Below are 24,100 nucleotides of genomic sequence, written 5' to 3'. Positions count from 1 at the left end.
AATACAATTACCACGGCACGCTTTTTATTCTTAATCGAAATGCTGCCATGTTGGTGAGGACGTGAGCCACGAAGGCGACAACTATAACCAAGAGAAACTGGTACACTGTCACTGAAAGTCCCACCGGATATGCCAACATCGTGGATCCAAAAATGAAGTCCAGTTGATCCAGGAAAAGGGCTCTTCCTCCTCGGGGTATATTCATCCTTCTCTTGATGAAAGCTCCCACCATGTCCCCCACCATGGCCCCTAGAGATTCCATGAAGGAGATCAGGATCCAGTGCGTACCCAGGAAAGAGGAAAGAACAACGCCCACAGTGGTACCATAGGTTAATCCCATTATTAAACCCTCAAAGGTCTTACCGTCTCCAAGAATCCTCCTGCCGTCAAGAAAATTTTTCCCAAAGTCTATCGGACTTCCCCTTTTAACCATGGGCCCAGATCCGTTGGCCACAAAGGCTGGGAGATAATAAACTAAACCCAGCAGTAACTCCACTAGGTACATCCCATTACCCCATTCTCCCTTATGGCGAATTTACATCTTCTACCGTTGCCAATTATGTACCTTCCAGTTGTCCTGAAGACGTCATCCGAGTAGAAGGTCATGATCTTATGTCCGCTCACCCTGTTATTGGTGGACATTTCCCAGGTCATGAGCACTCTTCCCCTGGCTAACTTAAGCAGGTTCAGTGTCATCAGAAACTGAGAGACTTTTCTGTTAATCCTATAAAATCTGTTTATGGCATCAACCGCGATAACTCTTGGGTCCATCTCAACGGCCTCTATTATAGCCATGAAAAGCTCGTATTCCCCGCTCACGTCCACAAACATGCCACTCCATCTACCCTTTATCCTACCCTTGTATTCATGACCGGTGGTGGAGATGAACACCCCGTCGCCTATCTCCTTGATCACGTGAAGTGCCAGTGCAGTTTTCCCTGTTCCGGAACCGCCAAATACTGAGATAATACTACCTCTATTGAAAAGGAAATCTATTACTGATAAATGTTTATATCCCACTAATATGTGCTATATTTGTGAAAGATAAAAAGGTAGTCCTCAAGCTCGAGGACCCTAAACTTTTCACCGTGTTGTACAAGAGGCTCAAGAGCTTAGGGGTGAACGTATCCTCGGATTCAGGTGCCCTGATTGTCTCGGACTCTGGGGCAGGCGACATACCCGTTTCCAGTGCAGTGGATCCCTCGGATACTGTAGTTTCCATCTACCTAAAACTGCTGAACAAGGAGAGGTTTGATGAGCTACTCATTGGCATCGACACCAATCAGGACAGGTTAACTCTGGCAGTGGTAGCAGATGGAGAGCTTGTGGAGTCAGAGGAACTGGAACTAGAGGAAACTCCAGGTTATATCATGGGGGTGATTGAGCGATATCCGCACAGAAGGGTTTACATAGGTGTTGGAGTGGGAAATGGCGGAGGAAGGCGCGCATACGAATATCTCAGGAGATATTTCCCATATGCCAAGAAGGTTAATGAGTCCCGAACCAACTACAGGACCCCATATGTTTCCATTAAGGATAAGGACCTAAGGGCCGCTTACGTTATTGCTCTCAGGTCTACCACATGAGGGTTCCCCCACACACGTACGTAATCATGAGAGGCCCATGTGAGGTCAGAGTTAATAGAGGAGAGATCAGTATACTTGGGCTAAGCCAGGAGATTTACCTGATTCCAGAGACCACGTTCACGGTCTATAGTGAGAGGGGAGCTGAGATTGAGTCCGACTGTGAAACGCTACTCGTATCACCGTCCGCTGGATGGGAGAACGTCGCGGAACTCATTTCTGCGACGGGAGGAAGGGTTATAGTGGTGGGAGAGCAGGACTCCGGAAAAAGCTACTTTTCAAGGATGCTGTACAATCTAACCGGCAATTTCGCCTACGCTGACCTAGACGTGGGTCAGTCTAGCCTTTTCCTTCCGTCATTCATTTCCATGATAGAGGGAAGTAAACTCTGGTTTCAAAATCCACTCTCCTTCTCTAGGGCTGAGTTCTTTGGGGATATCTCGCCATCAAGGGCCCCAGGCTTGCATTTAGAGCTTTCGTTGAAGCTGATCAGGGATATTGGAAACCTGGTCGTGGACACGGACGGCTGGACCAGATCCTCGGGTGTGGGACACAAGAGAAAAATAATTGAGCTCACGGATCCAGATTACGTTATAGCCTTGGGTACTGAGTCGCTGAGGCTTATCCCAAGAGAGTACAGGCAGAGAACTATCCTGCTTAGAACCCCTCAAATCAGGTTCAGGAAGACAAGAATCAACAGGCGGAACAACAGGAGAGAGCTCTATCAGAGATATTTCACAAAAGCTAGGGAAATAAAGGTGAACGGATTCGGAGGAAGGCTGGGGATTACTGGAAACTCCTGCTATCTTAATAACTATCTCAACGGCCTCATGACTGCCGTCATCATAAATGGAAGGATAGTTGGTGCAGGCCTTATGAAGGTAGACGACGAGCTCCTCATCAGGACGCCAGTACCCTTTTTCGATGATTTCGTCCCAGGCTTTATTTCATTGGATGAGGGATGGATGGAACGCAGATTAACCTAGGATTGAGGGGCCCCTCTCTTAAATAATTCATGGAGGCAAACATGATTTAATGAAACTAGTTGTCATAGAGGGCATCGATGCATCTGGCAAGACCACGTTAGCTACCAAGCTCGCCGAATCGCTTTCCCCTAGGTTCAGAGTATTACTTACTCAAGAACCTTTCACTGACGATATTAAGCAACTTCTTGAGAAGTATAAGTGGAATGACCAAGTGCTCCTGGCCCTACTATTCTCCGCGGACAGACGAATTCACGTGAAGTGGATGGAGTCGCAGAACGTTGATCTAATCATTAGCGATAGATATTTCTTCTCGACGCTGGCATATCAGGGGGTTGGGGCGGATCAGGAATGGCTTGAATCTCTTAGCTCAATCTTTCCCCTTCCGAGCCTCACAATACTCCTTGACGTGCCAGTATCTGTTGCACTAGAGAGACTCAGGAGTAAACGCGACTCCCTAGATTTTGAGGAAAAGAGAAGATCGCTGGATCGGGTGAGGGAGAACTACCTGTCCCTGTCCAAGAGATATAACTTCAAGGTACTGGATGGAACTCTTCCCTTGGAAAAACTCCTGTCTATTTCTCTTGAGTTTGTGCGAGATCTCTTATCCTCTTCAACCTCTCCAAGGAGTCCAGATACCTGATCAGCTGGACAATTACCTCAGAGTTCATGGGATCGTTCTTCAACTTCTCCACAACGACGGACATGGAGTCAACTAGGATCTGCTCCGTGTAATCCAGCGATATTCCACGCTTCAGCTTTTTCTCTTCCTCTTCATCTCTAGCTATTATTACCCTCCCGTGAACGGGGCACACTATCTCCCCATTCTTCAACTTATAAAGAGGGCTGTTGCATAGAGGGCACGACTCGCTTAACATGGTCGCGCCTTGCCTCAAAAGTTCCGCTGCTCTTTTTACGCTCTGTTCCGAAGACATTAAATTCAGCATAAACCTAAATTTGGTAACATAAAAAGTATATCGGGTGAAAATGTTGGCAACCCTTTATGACAATGAGGCGAAGATTAAGCAAGCAATAGTTCTGCTTCAGAAGGTGGTTAATGACACAAGCGTTCCCAGAAACATTAGGAGAGCCGCTAGCGACGCAATAAGAAACCTTCAGGATCCGTCATTAAGCCCGGCAGTTAGGGCAGCTAATGCGACGGCGATACTGGACGAAATAAGTCAAGATCCAAACATGCCTTCACAGACTAGGATTTCCATCTGGAACGTTGTTTCGATTCTCGAGACCATAAGAGACTAGTTTTTTAAAGTGCGCGTTTTAAGAGAGTGTTGAGCGGGGGTGCCCGAGCTAGGCCAAAGGGGGTAGGCTTAGGCCCTACTGGAGCAGTCCTGCGCGGGTTCAAATCCCGCCCCCCGCATGTTCATGTCACAGTTCTTACTAGTAATGAAGGCGAGGCAAGTTAATACCCTCAACCAGAGAGTGAGCTTTCCCCAACTGGAAAGTCTACTCCTCCCTGTGTAACGGATCCGAGCGCAAAATCATGACATGGGTTCAGCAGAGTTATGCGAGAACATCATGGCCTTACTGGTCAGTTCCTCCGGCAGCTTTTACTTCTTCAGGTTCCTCATACCATTTTACCTTTTCGCCGACTTTTGCCCTAAGTTTCCATTTCATGGACTTAGGATGAGATTCAATTAGTTTCATAATAGTCTCCAGCTTATCAAGAATAACCTTTCCATATTCTTGAGGAATGGAAGAGAGAAACTCTCTCATTCTATCGAAGTTTATTGTAAAGGTTTTGTAGAAACCCCAGTCATCTGACAGGAGTTCAGCAATATAATTGGAGTCCAATTCCTTATCATAGTCCCTATTCGACACCTTAAACTCATAAAGCAGTGCTGCTATGTCCTTTCTATCGTTCTCGGTGAGATTCACGATTTGCATCTTGGTCAGGAGGAGGTCCGATGGGGGTATGGAAGGTGAATAGAGCTTAAGCCTATCCTTCAAAATCAGTTTGTGACACATTACAAACTCGTCTAGGAAGACGTCTACGTTTGTGTTGAGAACAGGGTCGAAGAATAAAAGGCGATTATATCCGTGTAAGGCGTTAAATCTCTTGTCCGGCTCCATTCCCAGTTTCTGGAGGAGATCAATAATAGCCTTCCTTTGCGAGGATAGACCAAAGTAATCAGCGTCCTTATACGTTCTCGGGAAAAGAGTAGCTCCCTCTGGTGCTATAGCAGCAACAGCTGCACCCCCTATTAGCCTTAATGTGAGGCCTTGTTCATTTCCTGCATTTACTACCTCCAATGCCCTTTTCAAGAGAATTGATTTGTCTACTGGGATGAAACTACACCCATGTACAGGAGTGAAAAATGGTTTATTATTGTTGCATGTCAACGTGAGAGGCGCCGGGAGTGGGATTTGAACCCACGCGGGGTTTCCCCCAACGGCTACCTGCATGGATTAGCAGGCCGCCGCCCTAACCAGGCTAGGCGATCCCGGCACTATGTAAAAAGAGAAACACGATTAAAAAACTTTCACGATGATACTTCGCGTCTCAACAGGTCTTCCGAGAAATAATATCATACAAGATGTTGGGAACCACACGATCTGCACATTAGATTAGAATAAAGATAAAGAAATATCTTTTACCAACACTCAGCAGGATACCAAACCTCTCATGTGTAAGCTCAGGGTTAGAATTTCGGTATTGCTCAAGACAGATTATCGACATGATAAAGAGTTACCAAATAACGTCTGCAGTCAAGCTACGGTTCACATTGTTGGGTTTAACATGTATCAGAGTCCATTTATTCAAGTCTTACATCCCCTCCAGTCTGACACCTGTCAAGTATTGGACAATACCAGAATCAATTGCCTAAAACAGAGATCTATTTAAGGTTTATCAAACTCTATTAACTAAATTTAATTAGTAGATAATTCTGGGATAAACTATGTTAAAATCAATATCCGTCGTTCTACTAAAAATAAGGATAAGAATTAAGCTCTACATGACTATCATTGTGAATTGATATGGGACTTAAGGAGTTTGTTGTCTCGCTGTTCCAATTAGACAAGGATTGGACTACTAGGATTGTTATGGCAATGCTAGTCATGGGAGTAATTTGGGGATTGCTGGGAGTAATAGATTCCCTCATGGTGAGGATCCAGGAAACCATGTGGGGGTTAAGCGGTACTCTCGTGTTCACCCCACAGGAGTATTTCGCGAGCATAACACTACACGCCGAGAGGGACCTGTTTGGGTTCGCCCAGCAGGTGATATACGCTATCTTCATCTACTTCACCATAAAGCTTCTCAATCTCCAACCTAGGGCCAAGTGGTTGCTCAACATTTCCTTCATTCTAATCAACATTTCCATGATGTTCATGGAGGGCCCAATAGTAATAGCCCCAACTTTTAATGACAATTACTTCAGCGCTACTGACTGGTACTATATATCTCCCATGGGGATACCTAACTACTCCAACTACGTTGTATCTCCTCTCTTCTTCTATGGCTGGCTTCTTCTAGATGCTTTCACTTATCTAGCTGGCATTTGGATCGTCTATCATTACTACATTGCATCCAAGCAGCTTAAGGAGAAACTACCCGTCCCCCTGGTATTTTTCCTCATGAATACGCTGCTTTTCATGATAGGGTATTCCGGGGTGACCGCGGCAGACGTATGGGATGTACTGGCTTTCTACAACCTAGTGCCTCTCAACGCTATTGCTAACCAGATAGCCTTCTGGATTTTCGGGCATGCAGTGGTATACATGGCGTGGATGCCTGCAGTTGGCGCCTTGTATCTACTTATACCAACTCTAGCTAACAAGCCTCTCTACAGCGACAGAATGGGTAGGATCTCCGCTCTTCTCTATCTAATATTCTCCAATAATGTTCCTATCCATCACCTGTACATGGTTAACCTTCCAGTTTCTATCAAGATATTACAGGAAGTTCTCACGTATGCTGTGGTCGTTCCCTCAATGCTAACGTTCTTCAATCTATGGGCCACGGTAAAAGGTGCGCAGGTCAAGTTTAACGTGATAACCGCATTTACGGTAACCTCCTTCTCGGGTGCCATAGCTGCAGGAGTTACGGGTATATCCAATGCGACCATTGCATTTGACGCAATTGTTCACAACACTGACTGGGTGGTCTCTCACTTCCATGCAATGATATTGCTCTCAATTGTCCCGGCCGCAATGGCAGTGCTCTACTTCATGATACCCATGATGACGGGAAAGCAGTGGTTCTCATCCAAGATGGCATGGCTTCACTGGATAGGTTACGTGCTTGGATCGGTTCTCTTCATAGTAGGCTATGAGTTGCAGGGATTTGAGGGCCTTGTGAGAAGGGCAGAGATTTATCCAAGAGTTCCATCTCTAGTTACTGCAGAAGTGATATCAACTGTTGGTGCTGTTATTGCGGAGCTAGCCACACTGGTCTGGTTCCTTAATCTAGTTCTAACCTTAGTCAAGGGCAGAAACATGAACTTGGAGGGAGTAGGTCTTGGCCAACTCATTGGAACCGTGGGAGCAGCTCTGGAGTGGAATGGAGAAAATATTAATATCCCAAGTTTATTCAGTAAAAACATGATAAAGAAAGGATTGAGCGGTCTGTGGACGCTGGGAATAGTGGGCGCACTGATCATAGTAGTTAGCATGTTCCCGCTGGCCTTCTCCGGCAACACCTACAATGCCATGCCTTGGGTGTGGATAGTTCTGCTGTCCATAGGGATAGTACTGATCTCCTACCCCGTATTAAAGGGAGCCAAAAGTTTATGATCATGTTTTTTTAATTTCGTGTGTTTTTAGTTGAGGTGATAAAAATGGACAAAAAGGAGAAATATGAGTTGGCTTGGGCTTTATTCGTGATTATTTTATTCGCTGTTGTTATAGTTGGTACTCTCCCTCAGGACTTCACAGTGGGAGGAGTTCCCAATACACTCTCAGTTCTGAGCAAGGTGTCGTCTCAGGATATTATCAACACTAGGATAGTAGCGGAACAATACGTATTCAAGACTCAGGAAAGTGGTGCAGTTAATGCTCAGGAACTGGGATCCCCAGTTCTCTATAACCTGATAGTGGCTCATCCGGGCGACTGGCTGAACCTTACCATCACTTCCGCTGACGTTACAGGAAACTTCTACTTCCCGGACTACGCGGACCAGGTCGTGGACGACCAGATAGTTCCCGGGCTAACCACTTACGATGCATTGAGGGTGCCCAATATTACAGGACCCTTCGTTTTCCTCAATGGTGAATATAACGGGCCATGGTTCAGCTATCAGGAGGGCGAACTGCTAGTCCTTCCCACAAACGGTTACTTCTCTTCAACCTCAATTTCACAGCTACAAGCCCAGGACACTAGAGCTCAGACTAATGGTTTAGTGGGAGATCCCTACAATCCGCCCATAGTAACAATAAACGGACCAGTCACCCTAGTCACGGATAAGTACGGTTTGTTCAACAGCTCTGTTCCAGGTCCAACACTGGTAGCTCAGGCAGGCAAACAGGTGACTCTCAACCTGGTGTTCACCACTCCCGCCAGCGACCACAATTACCTGTACAACTACTCGTCCAGCGGTGTTGCCAGTCCCGTGTCCAACGTGATGGTTGGAGTCTATGCAGTCTGGTGGAACGGTACCATAACTCCGGTCGCTCAAAAGCCCATAACCTACAGCACTCCAATAACCTTCACCTTCAACGCAACGGCCCCTGCATACGTGTATGGAATAGATACCCCAGTCTACAACGTCTATAATCCCCAGGGAATGTCCAACAATTTCATAGGACAGGATAAGGGCTACGTCATGGGAGCCTGGGGGACAATTCTTGTGGAGGGGAGCTAAATGGTGAGCTTCTTCAAGCTATTGGGTATAGGCTACGTACTGGCCATTCTCCTCCTTGTCTGGGAGCTCGTAGATATAACCCTACACTCAGCGGCAGCGCCTTACACAGGCCTGTTTACGGCCATGGCATTCCTGGGATTCATAGCATTCTATCTATTCGTCAGATTCGCTCCCAGCGAGGAGAAATGAGGTCCAAGTAACCTCCTGAAGTTATTCATAATTTTTTCTTCAATTTCCTCTCTTTTTGCTTTCCTTATTTCTGTGAGGGTTTCAATGGTTATCCTTACGTTACAGGGTTCATTTCTGCTCTTGTCAGGTCCCATGAAAGGTGAATCGGTCTCTGTGAGAATGTGATCCTCATGCACATGCTTCGCTATCTCTCTTCTCCCCTTGTCCCTCACGATTATAGGTGGAAAAGACACGAAGCCACCCAATTCCACGATCTTTAAAGCATCCCTTACACTGCCCTCATACCCGTGAATTGCAAACCTCACCCCATAACTGGGGACTAGGTCCAGAATCTCCCTCATTCCACCCCTAGAATGGATTATGAGAGGTTTATTTTGAGCCTGTCCCAGTTGCATGAAAATCTCTAAAACCTCTCTCTGCTTTTTCCTCAAAGTCTCATCCTTAATCCAGAAGTAATCTAAACCAACTTCACTGATTATGGGAGCAATGTTCACCAATGCCTTTATTTGTTCCAGTTCCTGCTCAACCCTTTCTATGAATTCAGGATGAAAACCAATCGCAGGTATAACATTTCTATATCTCTTAGATAATTCCAGCGTAGTTAAGTTAGTGGTAAGGTCCACACCAGCATTCACAATCAGAATCTCGCACCTGGAGAGAACTTGATCTCTGTCGGAATCAAACTCTTTCACATCAATATGAGCGTGAGCATCTAGAAGCATAAAAAAGATTAAAAATTTTGAAGATTAAAAATTATTTCCACGGCTCCCCCATTATGGAAATCTTTACAGCATTTTCCTTCTCGTCATAAATTACCTTTACAAGATCCCCTTCCTTTATCTGGAATTTTTGCCTGATCTTTGCAGGAATCGTTACTTGATAATTCCTGCTGACCTTTACTATCTCTTCAACTTCCATTTAGATCACTATGATACCTATCTATTGGAAGAGGTATATAAATCTTTTCTAAATGTGTAATTAAATGTTCTAGGTCTTTAAGTGAGAATATGGTCTCTAGTGGAAGAATTCACATAATTATATTTACTCCTATTATCTCTTATTTTGTATAACGCCTTTTCTCCAAGGGGTAGTTCAAATGATATCCATAAATCGTTAGGAAAAAATATATATAGCTCGTGATTACATTCTTTATTTGTGGTTATAATGTCTCAAAGTCAGATAAGTGGAGCTAGAATAAAACTACCTTCAGGGAAAGATGCTGGTTTAGTAGATATACTCTCCTTTTGTTACGGATTGTCCGAGACTGACGTTCAGGTTTTGATGGGGTTAATGAGGGGAGGAGCCAGAGGAACTGAGGAACTGGAAAAGGAACTGAAGCTGTCCAAGGCTTCAATAAACAGGAGCCTTAACAAGTTGCTTGAAATGAACCTAGTCATGAGGATTAAGGAGCCAGGAAATAAGGCTGGAAGGCCTAGATATCTTTACAAGGCGAAGGAGTATAACGACCTCAAGGGAAAAATGTTGAGCGATATAAGAGATTGCTCAGAGAAGATGGCTGAACTTGTTAACCAGGAATTCAAGCCCTTAGAGGTAAAAGCTTAACTTCTCCAGGAGTTTCTTTAACCTTTCCTTAAAGTCATTCTTTTGATATACCACTTTTCCTTGAATTATCACCTTTTCAACTTCCCTGGGAGGGTTGTAAACCAGGTGGGAGAGGAGCCTCTCTCTTACCAGGGGGTATAGATCATCCTTATTGAGCAGGACAAGGTCAGCAACGTATCCCGGCTTGATCCCTCCACCACGTATGCCCAACATCTTGTACCCGTTGATGGTTGAAGCCTTAAACACGTCAGTAGCCGTTATCCCCGTGGACCAGTAGTTATGTCTCTGAAGTAAAACAGCCGTCTTCATCTCATGGAACATGTTGAGCGAGTTATTACTTGCCGCGCCATCAGTTCCTATGGTAACATTGAGTCCCTGATCCAATGCCTCCTTCATGGGAAAAGCTCCCCCGGTGGCAAGTTTCATGTTGGATGTGGGACAGTGTGTTACTGCGATGGACTCCCTTAGATAGTTTAGCTCCCATGATGTTACCCATCCCAGGTGGACCCCATGCACGTGCGGAACTAGGCCCTCCTTGTGTATTAACTCAACCGGGAACATTCCATACTTCTTCTTGATCTGAAATACCTCTTCCCTAGTCTCTGAGAGGTGAATGTGAAGATGGTATTCTTGAGTCAGGCTATCCCTTAACTCCCTGAGTTTCTTGAGTTCTGTAGCATAGAGGCTATGAACGTTCACTATGGGCCTGAAGAGCTCGCTCTCCTCCAGTCCTTTCATTTCCCTTATGGTTTCATCTACACTCTTCTCCCGCATGAGTGTCGGTCCAGCCATCGCCCTTATCCCGTATCTGGTTGCGAGATCCCTGACCTGGTCAGGGTTGAAATACATGTCCACGAACGCTGTGGTTCCGGAGGAAAGCATTTCAATTACTGCCAGTTCTGAACCTAAGGCCATGATCTCCCTTGTAAGTTTCCTTTCTTCCTCCCACATTCTGGCCAACCATTCGTGGAGCTCACCATCGTCGAATACGCCCCTCAGAACCGTCATGGCCGAATGAGTATGAGCGTTGACCAGACCGGGTATCACAACGTATTCACTGCAATCCAGCTCGTCTCCCTCAATCTCCCTGCCTACGTATTTTATGTAACCATTGTCAATCACGATGTTAGTTGATCTCAAGATCTGATCGTGATCTAGGGCAAAGGAGCAGTTCCTTAACGTATATGTTCTATTCGATATTCCCACTCAAATTCGCCTAGTTTAACAGCCTTACCTTCCACAATTAATTTTCTTTTGAACAGCGGTGCGTTGATCACAAAGGTCTCAGCCTCACCTCCCTCAAAAGCTGGATTGAACCCGAACTTCCTGGACCTTTCCACTATCCTCTCCACGTCCTCCATCGTGATCACCTTTCCCACCAGTTCAAAGGGAAAGCCATACGCCGTGGCAGAGGTTATGATGAACTCAAATCCGTATTCAATGAGCTCTTTCATATAACGTTCTTGGTCCTTTCTCCACAGGGGAGAGTACACCTTCAGGTCCAGCTCGTCCGCTAGCATATTGATGTTCATTCTCTGGTAGTCAGACAACAGCGCGCCAGTGACTATACCCATGGCTCCCCTGGACTTGACCGTTTTCAGTGCCATTCTAAGGTCAGATAGTTCAGCATCTTTTTCCCCTGATGACCTTACGGTAACCAGCGAGATCCCCAAGACCTCTGCCTGATATTCTGTAAGCTCTACGTTATTGTACTGAAACATCCAGGAATCCTTTCTTCTGGGTAGAATGGTCACTAGACACTCTACTTCGAATCCCTTCAGTATAGCCCAGTGCAGAGCAAAAGTACTGTCTTTTCCACCCGAAAAAAGGGAACAAACTTTCATAACAAAAAAGAGCTAACTTTTAATATATTAAGCGTACTCCTACCTCATTATTTCTTCTTTTCGCCAGACTGCTGTGGCTGGCCTTGTGTCTGTCCCTTCTTCTCCTTTCCCTTTGCCATTAGGGATCTGATTTAATAGTATCCTGTGAAGTATTTTAAAGATTATTCACGTATACCATCCTAAAAACTAACGTAGAAGAACAAGGATAATAATGATATCTATTTTGTACTTTAGGGTAAACTCTGAATATATACATGATCTATAATAGGTAAGTCCGAAATTATTTTTAATTTTCTCTAGCTAGAGTATTATCAAATCTCATGGAGGTAATCATAGTCGCACCTTGTTCTCGAGCTATAGAACAGATAATCTTTCCGTATTACTTAAAATTCTAGTATTCCAGAAGAGACGTTGTACCTTCCAGAGATCGCTCAACCTATTTACGTTGAGCAGAGACCTTAACCTGGGATCCAACATGGTAACTTCCCTGTATCCTGCAATGTAGATGGAGGGCGAGTTGACTATGAGATCAGTCATGGAGTTAAAACTGTTAATACTACTCCTCAGATAGCTGAGGGAATAGCACGATAACAATGGCTGAATTCTACCGCACGTGAGTGTCGTGGCCACATACTCCTGTTTGGAGCATAACATTTCCACAAGTTCCCTGGAAAGGAAGGGAAAGTCGCATCCTGTTACGAAAACCTTTTCCCCAGAGATATGTTCCAGGGCAAGTTTGAGCGCCTTAAGTGGTCCTTCCTTCCACCTGTCATGAACGATTTTTCCGTTAACATCTCTAGGCCTGTCCGTGACAACAATGGGAGATTGAAAGAGATCAGCCACTCTCCTCAACATTGATTTGCCGTCAATTTCGAACTCGCATTTGTCCGTGCCGAATCTGGTGGAATTTCCTCCTGCCAAGATCACAACATCAAAGGAATCTCTGAACAACTATTTCTTCGCCCTCCCTGTATGTTGTCCCTCTCCTCAATATGGTAAACCCTGAGGCCTTACCCAGCTCGCTATATAGACCTACGCCCCATCTAAGGGGGAACGCCCTATCTCCATCAAGTTTGACGAGATACGTGGAATCCATCTTGTGATCCACTGTGACCTCGCTTCCCAGTCTGCACTTAACATACTCCCTCAATTCCATTCCCGTCATCCTCGTGAGTATGTGAAGCCCGTGCTCATGAAATGTTGTAACCGCTGACACTATTTGACCCGGCAGGACAAGAATCGGTTTACCCGAGACTATTCCCACGGCTCCCCTCTTTATTACGTTGGTGGACACTCCCTCAAAGAGCAGTTTCCCCATCTCAGAGATGGCCCTCTTCACGAAATCCCTCTCGCCAACTGAAGAGCCACCAATTGACAAAACGAAATCGAAACCCCCAGCGCATTTGGAGATCATCTTCTTTACGTCATCAAGGTTATCCCTGGCTATCCCCTGATAATGGGTTCGCCCGAACCTCTCGAGTAGTTTCATGAACGCTGGTCCGATGGAGTCAGGTATTCCATCCCCTTCGGATCCCCATGGAACTATCTCGTCGCCGTTTCCGAAAATACAGAAGGAGATATCTAGAACCTCAACCTCGTTTATCCTCTGCTGTAGAAGAATTGGAAGGTGGTAAGGAGTCAGGTAAGTTCCCCTGGGGATAAGAAGCTCTCCCGCCTTCACGTCCTCTCCCCTTTGGCGAACATCCTTTCCCCTGCTCACCGGCCCGTTAATCGTGAGGGTATTACCCACTACCCTGGTGAACTCTGCCCTGGCAACGGTGTCAGCACCAACGGGTAGCGGTGCGCCGGTGGTGATGTAGTACGCCTCTCCCCTTCCTAGGGTAGGCAATTCCCTGGTTGAGGGGAAGAGTTTCCCAACTATTCTCAGTTCCTTCATTTCCTGCAGGTCACTGAACCTGAATGCGAACCCATCCATGGCAGAGATGTCCCTTTCAGGCGTGTCCCTGAGGGCTATCACGTCCTCCGCGAGAACCTTTCCCACCGCAGACATAGGATCCAGTCTTGCCCTTCTGACGGGCGACACTGACATGTTCTCAATGAGGGATCTAGCTTCATCGATTGGAATGAGCATTCATAATCCATCGATATTCCCAGTTAATATGGATTGCATCTTTCAGATAGTGGGAAAGAAGGATAGCGGGAAAACGCTGGTAATAGAGAGAGCTGTCTCAGCCCTAAAGGAGAGAGGTTTGACCGTAGCTACGGTGAAACATACCCATCACGAGATAAACCCTTCGGGAAAGGACACAGCGCGCTTCATGAGTGCTGGATCTGACGTGACAGTGTTGCACAGCAATGATTGCGCTCTCCTCTGGAGATGTTCCTCTCCCGATTACCTAGATCTGATTCCCGCCGATGTCATCCTTGTGGAGGGTTTCGCTGATAGGGATCTGGGTAGGAAATTCTTGGTGAATAACCCCTCGGAAGCTGATGAGTTAGTGAGGGAGATAGTGGAAGAGGCCTCTCAATGCAAGCATAGCGTCTCCCTTGAGGTATTTCCTGAACAAAAAGATAAAATGGTATACATGACGCTTTATAGGTTAATGAAAAAATGGGGAATTAAAGAGGTAAAACTTCTTGATTGAAGGCTCAGAGATTATCTCGCTGGATTGTTCCTCAACTGTTCTAGACACAATATTCTTCATGAAAACTAACAGAATAAGAAGGATTGTGGTCACGTGTGAGGGCAAGATGGCCGGGCTGTTTACCGTTGATGAGGCCATGAGGCAGATCTTGGAGAGGTCGGTTGAAGACAAGCTGAGTAACGTGAAGCTGAAAAGGATAATCCAGGTGAAGGGAGACCCACTAGAGATAGCTAAGGCTATGATGCAGAACTCTGTGGATGCTGTAATAGTGGATGGAAAGATTGTGACAGAAAAGGACCTGGTCAGGGGTTACGAGTGGAGCGATGAGGAAAGAATGTTCGATCTGGCTGTGAGAGCAATTACCGTGGAGGGATTCACCAGGCTCTCAACTGCGGCCGAGATAATGGTCAGGAACTCCATAAGGCACTTGCCTGTGGTCGAAGATCAACCACTGGGAATGATATCTGCAAGGGACATTGTTTATAGATTTTCAGATAAGTTAACTCTTCAGGAGGAAGTGAAGCAGGTCATGGTCCCCTACCTGGTTAAGGGCGACACAGGCATCAGTTTAAGGGATGGTGCGGAGCTCATGATGCAGAAAGGTGTGGGAAGTCTAATCTTTTCTGTAGATCACAGTTTATATATTGTTACACTTAAGGACCTTATCAAGCATATTTATATGTACTCAATGAAAGTTTAGCATGGCTTTCGTTTGTCCTGTTGATAGACTTCCCCTATCTAACGATCTCAAATGCCCCAAGGGCCATGCATACAGGGTTGTTGACGGAATCTATGATTTCCTCCAGCAGGAGCCCAAGAGCAATGATATCCTTGAGAAAGTGGCACCACTTTATGAGGATGTATGGGCCCCTCTTGGGTTCCTGATCACGGGGAAAGCCACCTACTCGTCTGTACTCAGGGATGTGGCCTCTCACTCCTCTGGAAGGGAGTTCTTGGACGTGGGAACCGGTCCTGGAAAGATATTTGAATATGTTAAATGCGAAAACTGTTACGGGCTTGACATTTCTCTGAAATTTCTCAGGATTCTCAAGGAGAGAAGGCCAAGAGTTATCGCAGTGAGAGGGGACGCCGTATCTCTTCCCTTTGGGGATGAATCCTTTGACGGCGTTACGTCCATGTTTGTGATACATATGTTCCCCGACCCATCAAAGCCAGTCTCTGAGATCTCTAGGGTGTTGAAGAGAAACGGGAAGTGCACAATGGGAGTGCTCACCAGAAGAGGTAGGATTGCTGAGTTGCTTTCAAAGTGGTGGAAACTGGAGTTGAGGCCGGAGAGCTTCTACGTGGGCATTTCGGAAAGGTTTGAGCTCAAAACTTCAAGCATCAGGCAGATGGGTCCATGGTCCTTAATAAATTGCGTAAAAACATCAGGGTAGGGACCACAGGGCTATGGCAAACAGTATGTACGAGACCCCATTCACGACCTCTGCAATCTTAACAAGTAAACCCTGAAGGAAGAGGGCGTATATGCCTATGTAAAGGCCCATGAATATACCAAAGAAGAACATGCTGAACACAACGTAAGCTGCTAGATCACCTTCGCCCATGAGAAGGTAATATAGCCTCTTGTTATTAGTTATCCCGAAAATAATTCTCTCCGCTCCCAGTATAAGGCCGACGTAATACAGGATGTAGGGATTGAAGGTAGCTATCATTTCAAAGAGATTAAAGGGTACTTTGTCCACAAGGTATACTGAGGAGAAAAACATCATCGAACCTATCAGTATGCTGACTACTCTCCTCGTTACTGCCCTATCGACATTGGCCATGTGTATACACCTGCATAGGTTTCATTTAACTCTATGTCAAAAACCTCCCCTAGGAGAAGTCCTCCCAGTGCGCCTATGAATAAACCAGGGATACCACCCAACTTCAGCCCAAGAGACGCTCCCAGCACGCCTCCTATACCCTTTCCCAGGTAACTGTCGTTAACCTTAAAAACAGTGGCAAAGTTCTGTCCGCCCTTCCTCCCAGCCTTTCCTAGGAAAAATGCAGCCTCACTAATTGCCTCTCTAAGCTCCTCAATATCGTTTGTCCTGTAAACCGTTGAGTATATCTCTTCGTCTCCGTTTCTCTTAGCCATATAGGGGATAAAACCAGCCCTCCTGATTCCTGCCAACCCTTCCGTGTCCCTTCTTTCCGTGGTCACTCTAAAAATTACCTTAAACATCAAAGAATTGTTTATCCTCACGCTTAAATATTTTTGTTGATTCGAGCTTCGTACCTTAATCTTTTTACCAACGTACTACTCTATCATATTTGGCGATCCCATTGACGGGAGATAGTAAGAAATTCTATGCAATTGTGAAAGTAGATAACGTGGAGGTTCCTGATGGTTTGTCCAAGACCGGCCTCCACGACCATATCTCATCTGCGGTTGACGAGGTTATCAATAACGTAAAGGCCTACCTTAAGGACCAGGGGATTATGGGGAAGTTTAACGCCCATATTGAGGTATTCGCCAAGGAGGAATCGGTCACCAGACTCATTGAAAGTATAAAGACTAAAATCAAGGCGTGAGAAATAGAGTTTATGTCAGAATTATCTGAGCCACTGGAAAATTACCTTAAGGAGATCTACGAGCTTGAGGAAACTAAGGGTAATGCCAAGGTCGTGGATCTGATAGAGGCTTTCTCAATATCCCCAGGTACCATAAGTAAGGCATTGGATAGGCTTGAATCCTTAGGGTTTATAGACAGGAAATCCAGGAGGATTAGGCTCACCGAGGATGGAAAGAGACTTGCCGTGAGGCTGATTAGATCTCATCGCCTTTCTGAGAGACTCCTCACAGACGTAATTGGTCTGGACTGGATCAGAGCTCACGAGCTCGCTCACAGGCTGGAACACATCTGGCCGGAGGACGTACTGGATAAGATAGACGAGGTTGTGGGTCATCCCAAGACCTGTCCCCATGGGCATCCAATTCCAGGTAGGGAAGAGCAGGTTGAGGGGATACAGCTGAGTGAAGCGAAGCCCGGAGAATACACGGTGCTCATGATTGTGAAGGAAAAGGAGTGGATACTGAGAATGGCGGATTCTCTCGGACTCTTACCCGGGAGAAAGGTGAGGGTGGTGCAAAACTCACGCGGAGAGGTTAAGATTCAGAACGATGATAGGGAGAGCGTTGTGCCCAGATCGCTCACGGAACAGGTGATAGTCCGTGGAACTCAATGACCTTCAAAAGCTGATCCTGACACATATCTACAAGTTCGGACCAGATAACCCCTGGTATATGGCCAGACGTCTCATGGGAGAAAGTGGATGGGCCCCAAAGTATGATCCTGATCTTGTGGAGAAGGAGTGCGTGGAGCTGGAGAGGCTGGGTTACTTGGTTAGATTTCAGGGCTCACTAAAGAGGTCAGTTACGTCCTCGGTAAAGCCTTGGCTGAAGGTGAAAGCCAAGGAGATGGGAACCAAGCCCAAGGGGATATATTACGACCTCAGCAAGGAAGGGAGAAAGGTTGCATCTCAGCTCTATAAGGAGTTGAAGAAGGGTTGAGACTTGGTAAGATACTGAGCGAGAACAAGAGCTTCAGGTTTTATTGGGCTTCCATCTCCCTTTCCCACATCTCTGGAATAATGTTCAATGTAATAACAGCTTACATCCTTTTGCTGGTCTCTCCTTCCTTTTACTCTCTGGTCGTCGGAGGAACCATGCTGGCAGGTGCCTTGATACGCCTTCCCTCCGGGTATATCAGTGATTCGCTTGACAGGAGGAAAGCCCTCATGCTGACAAGGCTATCTCAGGCAGGGCTCATGCTGCTGCCCATCCTGAGTCTCAAGCTAACCCCAGTTTCCTACATCGCTTTCAACCTACTCACCTCTCTCAACGGTCCTCTCTCCGCAGGTCTTGTGCAATCCGTTATGGAGAGAAGGCAGGTTCTGGGAGGGACTTCGCTTAACTCGCTTACCATCTCCATTTCCTCCGTCATAGGAGGTCTAGTTAGCCTTTCCTATCCGGCTCTGGGGATTACGCTATTTCTCTCCATTGCGTCACTGATGAGAGGATTGACGGTGCTCTTCATAGGAAATGTCAGGGTCAGAGCCAGGAAAGAGGAGCACAGGGGGAAGATTCCCAAGGGGTTACTGCTTTATCCAGTACTAGTTTTCTCTTTTCTCGACGTAATCCCGGTAATGATGAACAGCCTGGTTTTCGTGGTGTCATCAATTGAACCTTCACTTGCGCTGGTGAGCCTGCTAACCACAATGGGGAACGGAATAGGGGCGATTCTGAGCGGCGAGAAGATAAGGGAAAGTTCGGTGAAGGTATGGGCCAGGGCTGGTTCACTGCTCCTAGGCTTAGTTCTTGTAATGATAGCCCTATCTCCCCTTGACCTGGTTTATGCGTTGCTGGTGATCAGGGGGCTTCTGAGCTCTATTCAGTCCATTTCCATCAGATCAGATCTCAGGCTCAGGGTTCCCAATAGCCTGATGGGAAGAACCTGGGGTCTCATCACCACCATCTCGTCGCTTGTGGCCTCCACGCTTGCGCTTTCCTACTCATTCATTGTTGGCGTGGTTGGGACCAGGCTTCCGGTTGTTCTGGTGGGATTAGCCCTTTTAACTGTAGGGTTCCTCATGATGTATCGTGGATCAGGTAGTAGAGAGGGTGCTGGCTCTTTCGGATCCGAGGAGAGCATTAGAGAGGAAAGTACAGGTAAGGAGTAACGAGTTGGTAGTGGAGGGGGCGAGGTTTCGCTTCTCCAAACCTCTCGTGATATCAGTGGGCAAAGCCTCAGTGAGGATGGCCAACTTCTTCTTGGAAAGGTTGAGCAGTTATCAGGCAATTGTGATTAAGCCCAAGGGAGATGGCCTCAACGTTGAGGGCAATGCCACGGTTATACAGTCTTCCCATCCCTACCCAGATGAGGATAGCTTCAGGGCTGGGAGGCAGGTGAGAGAAGCCCTCACATCCTGGGACTACGATCTTGTTATCTTTCTCCTGTCTGGAGGCGCGTCCTCCCTTATGGAGGATCCAATTCCTCCACCCTCCAGTTACGTGGAGGCCATGAAGAGGCTTGTGATATCTGGACTTGGAATAGATGAGATTAACGTGGTCAGGAAACATCTCTCAAGGGTCAAGGGTGGAAGACTTGCCACCCTGAGCAGATCTCCAGTGGTTACTCTGGTTGTGAGTGACGTTCCAGGAAATGATCTATCGGTGGTGGGAAGCGGGCCCACACTCCCAGATTCCTCTACCGTGGATGAGGCGAAGGAACTCTTGGAACAGTTGAACCTAGACCTGTCAGAATATCTAGAGGAAACACCAAAAAGGCTGGACAACTCCTGGGCCTTTCTCATTCAAAGTGTGGATGACGTTCTCCAAGGCCTTACTGATATGCCTGGAGCAACTATACTTTCCAGCGAAGTTAGGGGAGAGGCCAGATCCTTAGGGGCATTTCTTGCCTCTATTGTGAATACCAGGAATTCCGGTCTCAAGAGGCCATTCACTCTCCTCTTGGGCGGAGAGCCTGAGGTGACGGTGAGGGGTCCTGCAGGCAAGGGCGGAAGGAACGGTGAGGTTTGCCTATCCTTCTTGGAATGGGTGAGGGTGCCAGAGGTTAAGCTATACGCTATAGCCACAGACGGTGTTGATGGAAATAGCGAGTACGCGGGCTGCGTGGTTTCAGGGGGAACGAATGTGTCCAAGAGGGAAATAAGGAAAGCCTTGGAGGCTCACTCATCGTACGAGTTACTTGAGAAAATGGGAGCCGTGATTGCCACTGGGCCCACTGGAACTAACGTAAATAACGTCTACGTTCTTATGGCTCCCTGAGTCCTTATCTTCTTCTGTAACATCAGAAGACCTCTAGCAATGGCCTCAGGTCTTGTGGGGCATCCCGGTAGGTAGAGGTCAACCGGTATTCCCACGTCAGAGGGAAGTACCGTATTGTAGGAATTCCAGAATATTCCTCCCTCAAGGATGCACGCGCCTAGGGCAATAACGTACTTGGGCTCCGGCATCTGATCGTATACAATCCTAGCTGCTCGAGCCATCTTCCTGGTTAAAGTTCCCTCAATTGTCAAGATATTTGACTGCCTAGAGGAAGCGAAGGGAAGCATTCCAAATCTCTCTGCATCAAACCTTGCTGCGGCGAACGCCCCGAACTCAGTTCCGCAACAGCTAGTGGTGAAATGCGGGGGCCACAACGAGAACGCTATTCCCCAATCCCTTAGGGTTTTCACCGGTTTCCTGTTGAGTAACCACTGCGCAGCCTTGCGGGCCGATTCCTCCAAGTTTCCTGTGAGAAGTAATTGATCGCTCATTGTTGATCACGATAGAAGTGGCTTTAGGTCCTAATAAGTATTCTATTTTAGAAGTTGAAAATAGTGACCAAATTTAATTCTTAGTTTTTAAATTTCTTTAGACCTGTTCTATGTTATTTACGGTTTGAGGCTCATCACTCTTCAGAGATCACCTCATCTATCATCGGTCATGCGTCAGTAAAGAGCGCCTATGCCATCAATTAGCCTCGGAGGTTCCTCATCACTCAAACATAAAACAGAGATTATCCATAAAAGCCTAAATGATTGTGCTGAAGGTTGATCCTCTCAATCCGGAAATAGACCTCATCAGGAAGGCCGCTGAAGTGATCAAGTCTGGCGGTCTAGTTGCCTTCCCCACAGAGACCGTATACGGACTGGGCGGTAATGCGTTCGATCCAAAGGCCGCAGAGAAGGTCTTTAAGGCTAAGAGAAGACCCATGGATAATCCTCTCATAGTGCATATAGCTGACCTCAATCAACTGGAGGAGGTGAGCGTGGAAGTTCCACCTGAGGTCCTGGATTTTGCGCAGAGAGTCTGGCCTGGTCCGCTAACCTTCATACTCAAGAGAAACCCCAAGGTTCCCCTTGAAACGACTGGCGGACTTGACACTGTGGCGGTGAGAATGCCAGCTCATCCAATTGCGCTTCAGCTAATTAGGGAAAGCGGGGTACCTATTGCCGCACCCAGTGCTAATCTGGCCACTAAGCCAAGCCCGACCCTTGCGGAGCACGTTATTCAGGACTTAGACGGTTCGGTGGACGTGGTAATTGATGGCGGAGAGACCTTTTTCGGGGTAGAGTCTACGATCATAAACCTCACTGTATCTCCTCCAGTTCTTCTTAGACCTGGTCCGTTCACGGTGGAAGAGCTTAACTCCCTGCTGGGTGAGATTGTGGTTCCAAGGGAAGTTACCGAGGGGGGACAATTTAGCGTGGCCTTGGCCCCAGGAATGAAGTACAAGCATTATGCGCCCAGTAAGCCCCTTTACTTGGTGGAGAAGAAGTCCATCTTCAAGGAAGTGGTTAAAACACTGAGACAGAGAAAGAGGGTAGCAGCTCTCTGTTCCCAGGAAACCTGTGAGGATGTAGAGGAGCCAAAGATAATCCTGGGGACCAGTGAAAATCTATACACTGTGGCCAAGAATCTGTTTAAGTCCTTCAGGGAACTTGATTCCATAGACGTGGAGATGGGCGTTATGGAACCCTTTCCTGAGAAGGGAATAGGACTTGCCATAATGAACAGGGCAAAGAAGGCCTCAGCTCACATAATAATACACTCAGTTGAGGAGGCCAGGCAAATTGCAGGTAATTAGGCTTGAAAGGGTCACGTCCACACAGGACTTCGCTGAAGCAGTAAGCGAAATGGTGGATGGGGATTTCGTAGTTGTTGCTCAGGAACAGACAAAGGCCAGGGGAAGATATGGAAGGGAGTGGTATTCCCCTAGAGGTGGATTGTGGGTGACTTATGTCATCAAGAACTTTAACGTAGAGGAAATTGGGATCTCCACCCTGAAGGTGGCGCTCTCGATCAGGAATGTCCTCTCAAGGTATGTTAATGCCAAGATAAGGTGGCCCAATGACATTGTGATAAATGACAAGAAGGTATCTGGTGTTCTGCTGGAGGCTATCACCATGGGAGAAAGGGGCACAGGTTTCATTGGTTTTGGGGTGAACACGAACGTAACCTCATTTCCTCAGGGGATAGTTGCCACTTCACTCAAACTGGAGCTGGGACATGAAGTCGATAATGACTCCCTCCTTGAACAGATACTTGACAAGATAGGGGGGTATATGGTCAGGGATACGGACAGGATTGTTGCTGAGCTCAATGAGAATCTATCAATAGCAGAAAGGGAAGTTATCCTGAAGGGAAAGGATTGGGAAAAGAGATGCACGGCTCTCTTCGTGGACAAATTGGGAAGACTGGTTACCGAATGTGGAATTTTTGAGGTGGAAGAGGTTCTAAGGCTTGAGACGCCGTAGTGCCTCCCATAAACCCTCCAGGTATGACGGATGGGGTACCATCAGTTCCCTGGCGTCCTGTACATTGACGTGGAGTTGCATGAGAAGGGCTAGCATGGAAATTATGTCCTCAGCTCTTTCACTGAAGGCCACTCCGCCCCTTAATGTTCCATCCTCATTCACGCAGACCTTGATGAAACCCTCGGTTGATTTCTCAGCAACTGCCCTTACCACTTCCGTCATCGAAAGTTTAACGCATTTTCCTTCAGTTGCTCCGACGTAGGCTATTTCAGGGTGGGTGTAAAGGACCTTGGGCACAGCATCGCCCCTATATCTCCTTCTTAACCCGGTGGCGTTAAGGCCCGCAACTATTCCCTTGTGAATTGCCTCATGGGCTGTGAACGTTCCAGTAACATCTCCCGCCGCATAGACCCTATTAACCTTGGTTTCCATGTATTCGTTCACGCTTATCCACTTGTTACCAACTAGGTCTTCGAAACCCTTTACTGCAGGTTTACGGCCAAAGGTAAATACCACGAGGTCAAAATCTCCTGGTTGTCCGTTTATTTTCACCCTTTCTGAGATTTCTGCCGTGGAGTTAGTCCTGACGTCTATCCCCAGCCTTTTGAAATGGGAGGTCACGCTGACCCTGAGATCCCTATCGTGGCCCGGAAGAAGTTGATCCTCCCTCTCCACTATGGTTACCTTCTTCCCAGCCAGGTGGAGTAACCACCCGTATTCCACACCACCTACTCCACCGCCTATCAGGAGAACGGAGTTAAAGCCCCTGTCCAGAAAGTGAAGGTCGTCTGATGCTATAGTACCCGGAATATTAGGTTTCTCCGTCCCAGTTGCCACCACTACAGCATCCGACTCAAGGGATTGTCCGCCTACCTGTACCTTTCCAGAGTGCAGTTCGGCCTCTCCCCTAACAACCTCCACCCCAGCGGACTCCAACATGTACTCTACACCCTTGCTAACCCGCTGGACTACAGACCTAGCGAGGTCCTCAAGTTCGGAGTATGAGAATTCCACCGATTTACCATATTTTCGGGCAGCGTAACTCAGGAAGAGGGGCGACATCATCGCCTTAGAGGGTATACAGCCGAATAAAACACATGTACCGCCAAGCCTTTCTGACCTGTCCACCAGTGTAACCTTAGCCCCCTGTTCAGAGGCTGTCAATGCGGAATAAAGGCCTGCAGGTCCAGAACCAACTACAGTTAGTTTCATGCTAGATCTGAATAAAAACAGGAATAA

32 protein-coding genes and 2 tRNA genes are annotated in these 24,100 nt (G+C 46.9%); 19 read left to right on the top strand and 15 right to left on the bottom strand.

Features of this window, described 5'->3' with window-relative positions:
* Positions 1-7: 7 nt before the first annotated feature.
* Positions 8-505, bottom strand: a complete 498-nt coding sequence (locus QVC96_RS01530; protein WP_238025701.1) for a CDP-2,3-bis-(O-geranylgeranyl)-sn-glycerol synthase — start codon at positions 503-505, stop codon at positions 8-10.
* Complete coding sequence (locus tag QVC96_RS01525) at positions 496-1,020, bottom strand: ATP-binding protein (protein WP_287689741.1); 525 nt, start codon at positions 1,018-1,020, stop codon at positions 496-498. The genes QVC96_RS01530 and QVC96_RS01525 overlap by 10 nt, the downstream gene beginning before the upstream one ends.
* A gap of 17 nt (positions 1,021-1,037) precedes the next feature.
* Between QVC96_RS01525 and QVC96_RS01520 the strand changes: the two genes are divergently transcribed.
* The 3 genes from QVC96_RS01520 to tmk are packed head-to-tail and all read left to right on the top strand — an operon-like array spanning position 1,038 to position 3,209.
* Positions 1,038-1,586, top strand: a complete 549-nt coding sequence (locus QVC96_RS01520; protein WP_238025704.1) for a hypothetical protein — start codon at positions 1,038-1,040, stop codon at positions 1,584-1,586.
* Positions 1,583-2,569 carry a Clp1/GlmU family protein gene (locus QVC96_RS01515; protein ID WP_287689740.1) on the top strand — a complete coding sequence of 329 codons (987 nt, stop codon included), beginning with the start codon at positions 1,583-1,585 and terminating at the stop codon, positions 2,567-2,569. The genes QVC96_RS01520 and QVC96_RS01515 overlap by 4 nt, the downstream gene beginning before the upstream one ends.
* 49 nt (positions 2,570-2,618) lie before the next feature.
* Positions 2,619-3,209, top strand: a complete 591-nt coding sequence (gene tmk / locus QVC96_RS01510) for a dTMP kinase (protein ID WP_238025706.1) — start codon at positions 2,619-2,621, stop codon at positions 3,207-3,209.
* Here tmk and QVC96_RS01505 read toward each other — a convergent pair.
* Positions 3,142-3,501, bottom strand: a complete 360-nt coding sequence (locus QVC96_RS01505; protein WP_238025707.1) for an Sjogren's syndrome/scleroderma autoantigen 1 family protein — start codon at positions 3,499-3,501, stop codon at positions 3,142-3,144. The two genes, tmk and QVC96_RS01505, sit on opposite strands and share 68 nt — an antisense overlap.
* A 55-nt stretch (positions 3,502-3,556) precedes the next feature.
* Here QVC96_RS01505 and QVC96_RS01500 point away from each other — a divergent pair, with 55 nt between their 5' ends.
* Together QVC96_RS01500 and QVC96_RS01495 are read left to right on the top strand one after the other, a co-directional pair.
* Positions 3,557-3,826, top strand: a complete 270-nt coding sequence (locus QVC96_RS01500) for a UPF0147 family protein (RefSeq protein ID WP_012021961.1) — start codon at positions 3,557-3,559, stop codon at positions 3,824-3,826.
* Between the two features lie 33 nt (positions 3,827-3,859).
* Positions 3,860-3,944, top strand: a tRNA-Leu gene (locus tag QVC96_RS01495).
* Between the two features lie 164 nt (positions 3,945-4,108).
* Here QVC96_RS01495 and QVC96_RS01490 read toward each other — a convergent pair.
* Positions 4,109-4,873, bottom strand: a complete 765-nt coding sequence (locus QVC96_RS01490) for a hypothetical protein (protein ID WP_425598009.1) — start codon at positions 4,871-4,873, stop codon at positions 4,109-4,111.
* A gap of 63 nt (positions 4,874-4,936) precedes the next feature.
* Positions 4,937-5,033 (bottom strand) — tRNA-Ser (locus tag QVC96_RS01485).
* Between the two features lie 530 nt (positions 5,034-5,563).
* Between QVC96_RS01485 and QVC96_RS01480 the strand changes: the two genes are divergently transcribed.
* From QVC96_RS01480 to QVC96_RS01470, 3 genes are read left to right on the top strand one after another with little or no spacing between them, the layout of a single operon-like run.
* A complete protein-coding gene (locus QVC96_RS01480) occupies positions 5,564-7,321 on the top strand; it encodes a cbb3-type cytochrome c oxidase subunit I (protein WP_238025708.1) in 1,758 nt (585 codons plus the stop codon).
* A 44-nt stretch (positions 7,322-7,365) separates the two neighbouring features.
* The gene (locus QVC96_RS01475) at positions 7,366-8,388 is read left to right on the top strand and encodes an oxidase (RefSeq protein ID WP_287689738.1); all 1,023 of its coding nucleotides are present in this window, start codon (positions 7,366-7,368) and stop codon (positions 8,386-8,388) included.
* On the top strand, positions 8,389-8,577 hold the full coding sequence (locus tag QVC96_RS01470) for a hypothetical protein (RefSeq protein WP_012021957.1): 189 nt from the start codon (positions 8,389-8,391) through the stop codon (positions 8,575-8,577).
* Here QVC96_RS01470 and QVC96_RS01465 read toward each other — a convergent pair.
* Both QVC96_RS01465 and QVC96_RS01460 read right to left on the bottom strand, forming a co-directional pair.
* The gene (locus tag QVC96_RS01465; protein ID WP_238025710.1) at positions 8,538-9,299 is read right to left on the bottom strand and encodes a TatD family hydrolase; all 762 of its coding nucleotides are present in this window, start codon (positions 9,297-9,299) and stop codon (positions 8,538-8,540) included. The genes QVC96_RS01470 and QVC96_RS01465 overlap by 40 nt on opposite strands.
* Before the next feature lie 31 nt (positions 9,300-9,330).
* Positions 9,331-9,495 carry an AbrB/MazE/SpoVT family DNA-binding domain-containing protein gene (locus QVC96_RS01460; RefSeq protein ID WP_012021955.1) on the bottom strand — a complete coding sequence of 55 codons (165 nt, stop codon included), beginning with the start codon at positions 9,493-9,495 and terminating at the stop codon, positions 9,331-9,333.
* A gap of 246 nt (positions 9,496-9,741) precedes the next feature.
* Between QVC96_RS01460 and lrs14 the strand changes: the two genes are divergently transcribed.
* On the top strand, positions 9,742-10,140 hold the full coding sequence (gene lrs14 / locus QVC96_RS01455; RefSeq protein WP_012021954.1) for an HTH-type transcriptional regulator Lrs14: 399 nt from the start codon (positions 9,742-9,744) through the stop codon (positions 10,138-10,140).
* Here lrs14 and QVC96_RS01450 read toward each other — a convergent pair.
* From QVC96_RS01450 to QVC96_RS01435, 4 genes are all read right to left on the bottom strand, one after another.
* Positions 10,123-11,346, bottom strand: a complete 1,224-nt coding sequence (locus tag QVC96_RS01450) for an amidohydrolase (protein ID WP_287689737.1) — start codon at positions 11,344-11,346, stop codon at positions 10,123-10,125. The two genes, lrs14 and QVC96_RS01450, sit on opposite strands and share 18 nt — an antisense overlap.
* Positions 11,316-11,984, bottom strand: a complete 669-nt coding sequence (locus tag QVC96_RS01445) for a diphthine--ammonia ligase (RefSeq protein WP_287689736.1) — start codon at positions 11,982-11,984, stop codon at positions 11,316-11,318. Before QVC96_RS01445 ends, QVC96_RS01450 begins: the two co-directional genes overlap by 31 nt.
* A 354-nt stretch (positions 11,985-12,338) precedes the next feature.
* Entirely contained in the window at positions 12,339-12,935 is a 597-nt protein-coding gene (mobA, locus tag QVC96_RS01440; protein WP_287689735.1) for a molybdenum cofactor guanylyltransferase, read from the bottom strand.
* Entirely contained in the window at positions 12,916-14,076 is a 1,161-nt protein-coding gene (locus tag QVC96_RS01435; protein ID WP_287689734.1) for a molybdopterin molybdotransferase MoeA, read from the bottom strand. The genes mobA and QVC96_RS01435 overlap by 20 nt, the downstream gene beginning before the upstream one ends.
* A gap of 28 nt (positions 14,077-14,104) precedes the next feature.
* Between QVC96_RS01435 and mobB the strand changes: the two genes are divergently transcribed.
* From mobB to QVC96_RS01420, 3 genes are read left to right on the top strand one after another with little or no spacing between them, the layout of a single operon-like run.
* The gene (gene mobB, locus QVC96_RS01430; RefSeq protein ID WP_238025717.1) at positions 14,105-14,590 is read left to right on the top strand and encodes a molybdopterin-guanine dinucleotide biosynthesis protein B; all 486 of its coding nucleotides are present in this window, start codon (positions 14,105-14,107) and stop codon (positions 14,588-14,590) included.
* Entirely contained in the window at positions 14,583-15,290 is a 708-nt protein-coding gene (locus tag QVC96_RS01425) for a CBS domain-containing protein (protein ID WP_238025718.1), read from the top strand. The genes mobB and QVC96_RS01425 overlap by 8 nt, the downstream gene beginning before the upstream one ends.
* Position 15,291: 1 nt before the next feature.
* The gene (locus QVC96_RS01420) at positions 15,292-15,987 is read left to right on the top strand and encodes a class I SAM-dependent methyltransferase (RefSeq protein ID WP_238025719.1); all 696 of its coding nucleotides are present in this window, start codon (positions 15,292-15,294) and stop codon (positions 15,985-15,987) included.
* On the opposite strand, the gene QVC96_RS01415 is transcribed toward QVC96_RS01420, so the two are convergent.
* Both QVC96_RS01415 and QVC96_RS01410 read right to left on the bottom strand, forming a co-directional pair.
* Entirely contained in the window at positions 15,979-16,380 is a 402-nt protein-coding gene (locus QVC96_RS01415; protein ID WP_238025720.1) for a hypothetical protein, read from the bottom strand. The two genes, QVC96_RS01420 and QVC96_RS01415, sit on opposite strands and share 9 nt — an antisense overlap.
* Complete coding sequence (locus QVC96_RS01410) at positions 16,356-16,781, bottom strand: hypothetical protein (RefSeq protein WP_238025721.1); 426 nt, start codon at positions 16,779-16,781, stop codon at positions 16,356-16,358. The genes QVC96_RS01415 and QVC96_RS01410 overlap by 25 nt, the downstream gene beginning before the upstream one ends.
* Positions 16,782-16,870: 89 nt before the next feature.
* On the opposite strand from QVC96_RS01410, the gene QVC96_RS01405 reads away from it, so the two are divergent.
* From QVC96_RS01405 to QVC96_RS01385, 5 genes are read left to right on the top strand one after another with little or no spacing between them, the layout of a single operon-like run.
* Positions 16,871-17,131 carry a hypothetical protein gene (locus tag QVC96_RS01405; RefSeq protein WP_425597971.1) on the top strand — a complete coding sequence of 87 codons (261 nt, stop codon included), beginning with the start codon at positions 16,871-16,873 and terminating at the stop codon, positions 17,129-17,131.
* 12 nt (positions 17,132-17,143) lie between these two features.
* Complete coding sequence (locus QVC96_RS01400; protein ID WP_238025722.1) at positions 17,144-17,785, top strand: metal-dependent transcriptional regulator; 642 nt, start codon at positions 17,144-17,146, stop codon at positions 17,783-17,785.
* Between the two features lie 58 nt (positions 17,786-17,843).
* A complete protein-coding gene (locus QVC96_RS01395) occupies positions 17,844-18,110 on the top strand; it encodes a hypothetical protein (RefSeq protein ID WP_425598008.1) in 267 nt (88 codons plus the stop codon).
* A complete protein-coding gene (locus tag QVC96_RS01390) occupies positions 18,107-19,279 on the top strand; it encodes an MFS transporter (RefSeq protein WP_238025725.1) in 1,173 nt (390 codons plus the stop codon). Before QVC96_RS01395 ends, QVC96_RS01390 begins: the two co-directional genes overlap by 4 nt.
* Positions 19,200-20,387, top strand: coding sequence for a glycerate 2-kinase (locus QVC96_RS01385; protein WP_287689732.1), 1,188 nt, complete (start codon positions 19,200-19,202; stop codon positions 20,385-20,387). The genes QVC96_RS01390 and QVC96_RS01385 overlap by 80 nt, the downstream gene beginning before the upstream one ends.
* On the opposite strand, the gene QVC96_RS01380 is transcribed toward QVC96_RS01385, so the two are convergent.
* The gene (locus QVC96_RS01380; RefSeq protein WP_012021939.1) at positions 20,366-20,878 is read right to left on the bottom strand and encodes an NADH-quinone oxidoreductase subunit B; all 513 of its coding nucleotides are present in this window, start codon (positions 20,876-20,878) and stop codon (positions 20,366-20,368) included. The two genes, QVC96_RS01385 and QVC96_RS01380, sit on opposite strands and share 22 nt — an antisense overlap.
* Positions 20,879-21,138: 260 nt before the next feature.
* On the opposite strand from QVC96_RS01380, the gene QVC96_RS01375 reads away from it, so the two are divergent.
* Both QVC96_RS01375 and QVC96_RS01370 read left to right on the top strand, forming a co-directional pair.
* Positions 21,139-22,191 carry an L-threonylcarbamoyladenylate synthase gene (locus tag QVC96_RS01375; protein WP_287689731.1) on the top strand — a complete coding sequence of 351 codons (1,053 nt, stop codon included), beginning with the start codon at positions 21,139-21,141 and terminating at the stop codon, positions 22,189-22,191.
* On the top strand, positions 22,178-22,861 hold the full coding sequence (locus QVC96_RS01370; RefSeq protein ID WP_238025729.1) for a biotin--[acetyl-CoA-carboxylase] ligase: 684 nt from the start codon (positions 22,178-22,180) through the stop codon (positions 22,859-22,861). The genes QVC96_RS01375 and QVC96_RS01370 overlap by 14 nt, the downstream gene beginning before the upstream one ends.
* On the opposite strand, the gene QVC96_RS01365 is transcribed toward QVC96_RS01370, so the two are convergent.
* A complete protein-coding gene (locus QVC96_RS01365; protein ID WP_287689730.1) occupies positions 22,841-24,073 on the bottom strand; it encodes an NAD(P)/FAD-dependent oxidoreductase in 1,233 nt (410 codons plus the stop codon). The genes QVC96_RS01370 and QVC96_RS01365 overlap by 21 nt on opposite strands.
* Between the last annotated feature and the right edge of the window lie 27 nt (positions 24,074-24,100).

It is taken from the genome of Metallosphaera javensis (ex Sakai et al. 2022) (genome assembly GCA_021654415.1).
GTDB classification, from domain to species: Archaea; Thermoproteota; Thermoprotei_A; order Sulfolobales; family Sulfolobaceae; genus Metallosphaera; species Metallosphaera javensis.
This window is presented reverse-complemented; position numbering and strand designations above follow the sequence as displayed.

What these genes read in the sequence shown, in the direction of transcription:
- QVC96_RS01530 (WP_238025701.1), bottom strand. Translation starts at nt 505, where the DNA reads ATGTACCTAGTGGAGTTACTGCTGGGTTTAGTTTATTATCTCCCAGCC.
- QVC96_RS01515 (WP_287689740.1), top strand. Translation starts at nt 1,583, where the DNA reads ATGAGGGTTCCCCCACACACGTACGTAATCATGAGAGGCCCATGTGAG.
- tmk (WP_238025706.1), top strand. Translation starts at nt 2,619, where the DNA reads ATGAAACTAGTTGTCATAGAGGGCATCGATGCATCTGGCAAGACCACG.
- QVC96_RS01505 (WP_238025707.1), bottom strand. Translation starts at nt 3,501, where the DNA reads ATGTCTTCGGAACAGAGCGTAAAAAGAGCAGCGGAACTTTTGAGGCAA.
- QVC96_RS01480 (WP_238025708.1), top strand. Translation starts at nt 5,564, where the DNA reads ATGGGACTTAAGGAGTTTGTTGTCTCGCTGTTCCAATTAGACAAGGAT.
- QVC96_RS01475 (WP_287689738.1), top strand. Translation starts at nt 7,366, where the DNA reads ATGGACAAAAAGGAGAAATATGAGTTGGCTTGGGCTTTATTCGTGATT.
- QVC96_RS01470 (WP_012021957.1), top strand. Translation starts at nt 8,389, where the DNA reads ATGGTGAGCTTCTTCAAGCTATTGGGTATAGGCTACGTACTGGCCATT.
- QVC96_RS01465 (WP_238025710.1), bottom strand. Translation starts at nt 9,299, where the DNA reads ATGCTTCTAGATGCTCACGCTCATATTGATGTGAAAGAGTTTGATTCC.
- QVC96_RS01460 (WP_012021955.1), bottom strand. Translation starts at nt 9,495, where the DNA reads ATGGAAGTTGAAGAGATAGTAAAGGTCAGCAGGAATTATCAAGTAACG.
- lrs14 (WP_012021954.1), top strand. Translation starts at nt 9,742, where the DNA reads ATGTCTCAAAGTCAGATAAGTGGAGCTAGAATAAAACTACCTTCAGGG.
- QVC96_RS01445 (WP_287689736.1), bottom strand. Translation starts at nt 11,984, where the DNA reads ATGAAAGTTTGTTCCCTTTTTTCGGGTGGAAAAGACAGTACTTTTGCT.
- QVC96_RS01435 (WP_287689734.1), bottom strand. Translation starts at nt 14,076, where the DNA reads ATGCTCATTCCAATCGATGAAGCTAGATCCCTCATTGAGAACATGTCA.
- mobB (WP_238025717.1), top strand. Translation starts at nt 14,105, where the DNA reads ATGGATTGCATCTTTCAGATAGTGGGAAAGAAGGATAGCGGGAAAACG.
- QVC96_RS01420 (WP_238025719.1), top strand. Translation starts at nt 15,292, where the DNA reads ATGGCTTTCGTTTGTCCTGTTGATAGACTTCCCCTATCTAACGATCTC.
- QVC96_RS01415 (WP_238025720.1), bottom strand. Translation starts at nt 16,380, where the DNA reads ATGGCCAATGTCGATAGGGCAGTAACGAGGAGAGTAGTCAGCATACTG.
- QVC96_RS01410 (WP_238025721.1), bottom strand. Translation starts at nt 16,781, where the DNA reads ATGTTTAAGGTAATTTTTAGAGTGACCACGGAAAGAAGGGACACGGAA.
- QVC96_RS01400 (WP_238025722.1), top strand. Translation starts at nt 17,144, where the DNA reads ATGTCAGAATTATCTGAGCCACTGGAAAATTACCTTAAGGAGATCTAC.
- QVC96_RS01395 (WP_425598008.1), top strand. Translation starts at nt 17,844, where the DNA reads ATGGCCAGACGTCTCATGGGAGAAAGTGGATGGGCCCCAAAGTATGAT.
- QVC96_RS01380 (WP_012021939.1), bottom strand. Translation starts at nt 20,878, where the DNA reads ATGAGCGATCAATTACTTCTCACAGGAAACTTGGAGGAATCGGCCCGC.
- QVC96_RS01375 (WP_287689731.1), top strand. Translation starts at nt 21,139, where the DNA reads ATGATTGTGCTGAAGGTTGATCCTCTCAATCCGGAAATAGACCTCATC.
- QVC96_RS01365 (WP_287689730.1), bottom strand. Translation starts at nt 24,073, where the DNA reads ATGAAACTAACTGTAGTTGGTTCTGGACCTGCAGGCCTTTATTCCGCA.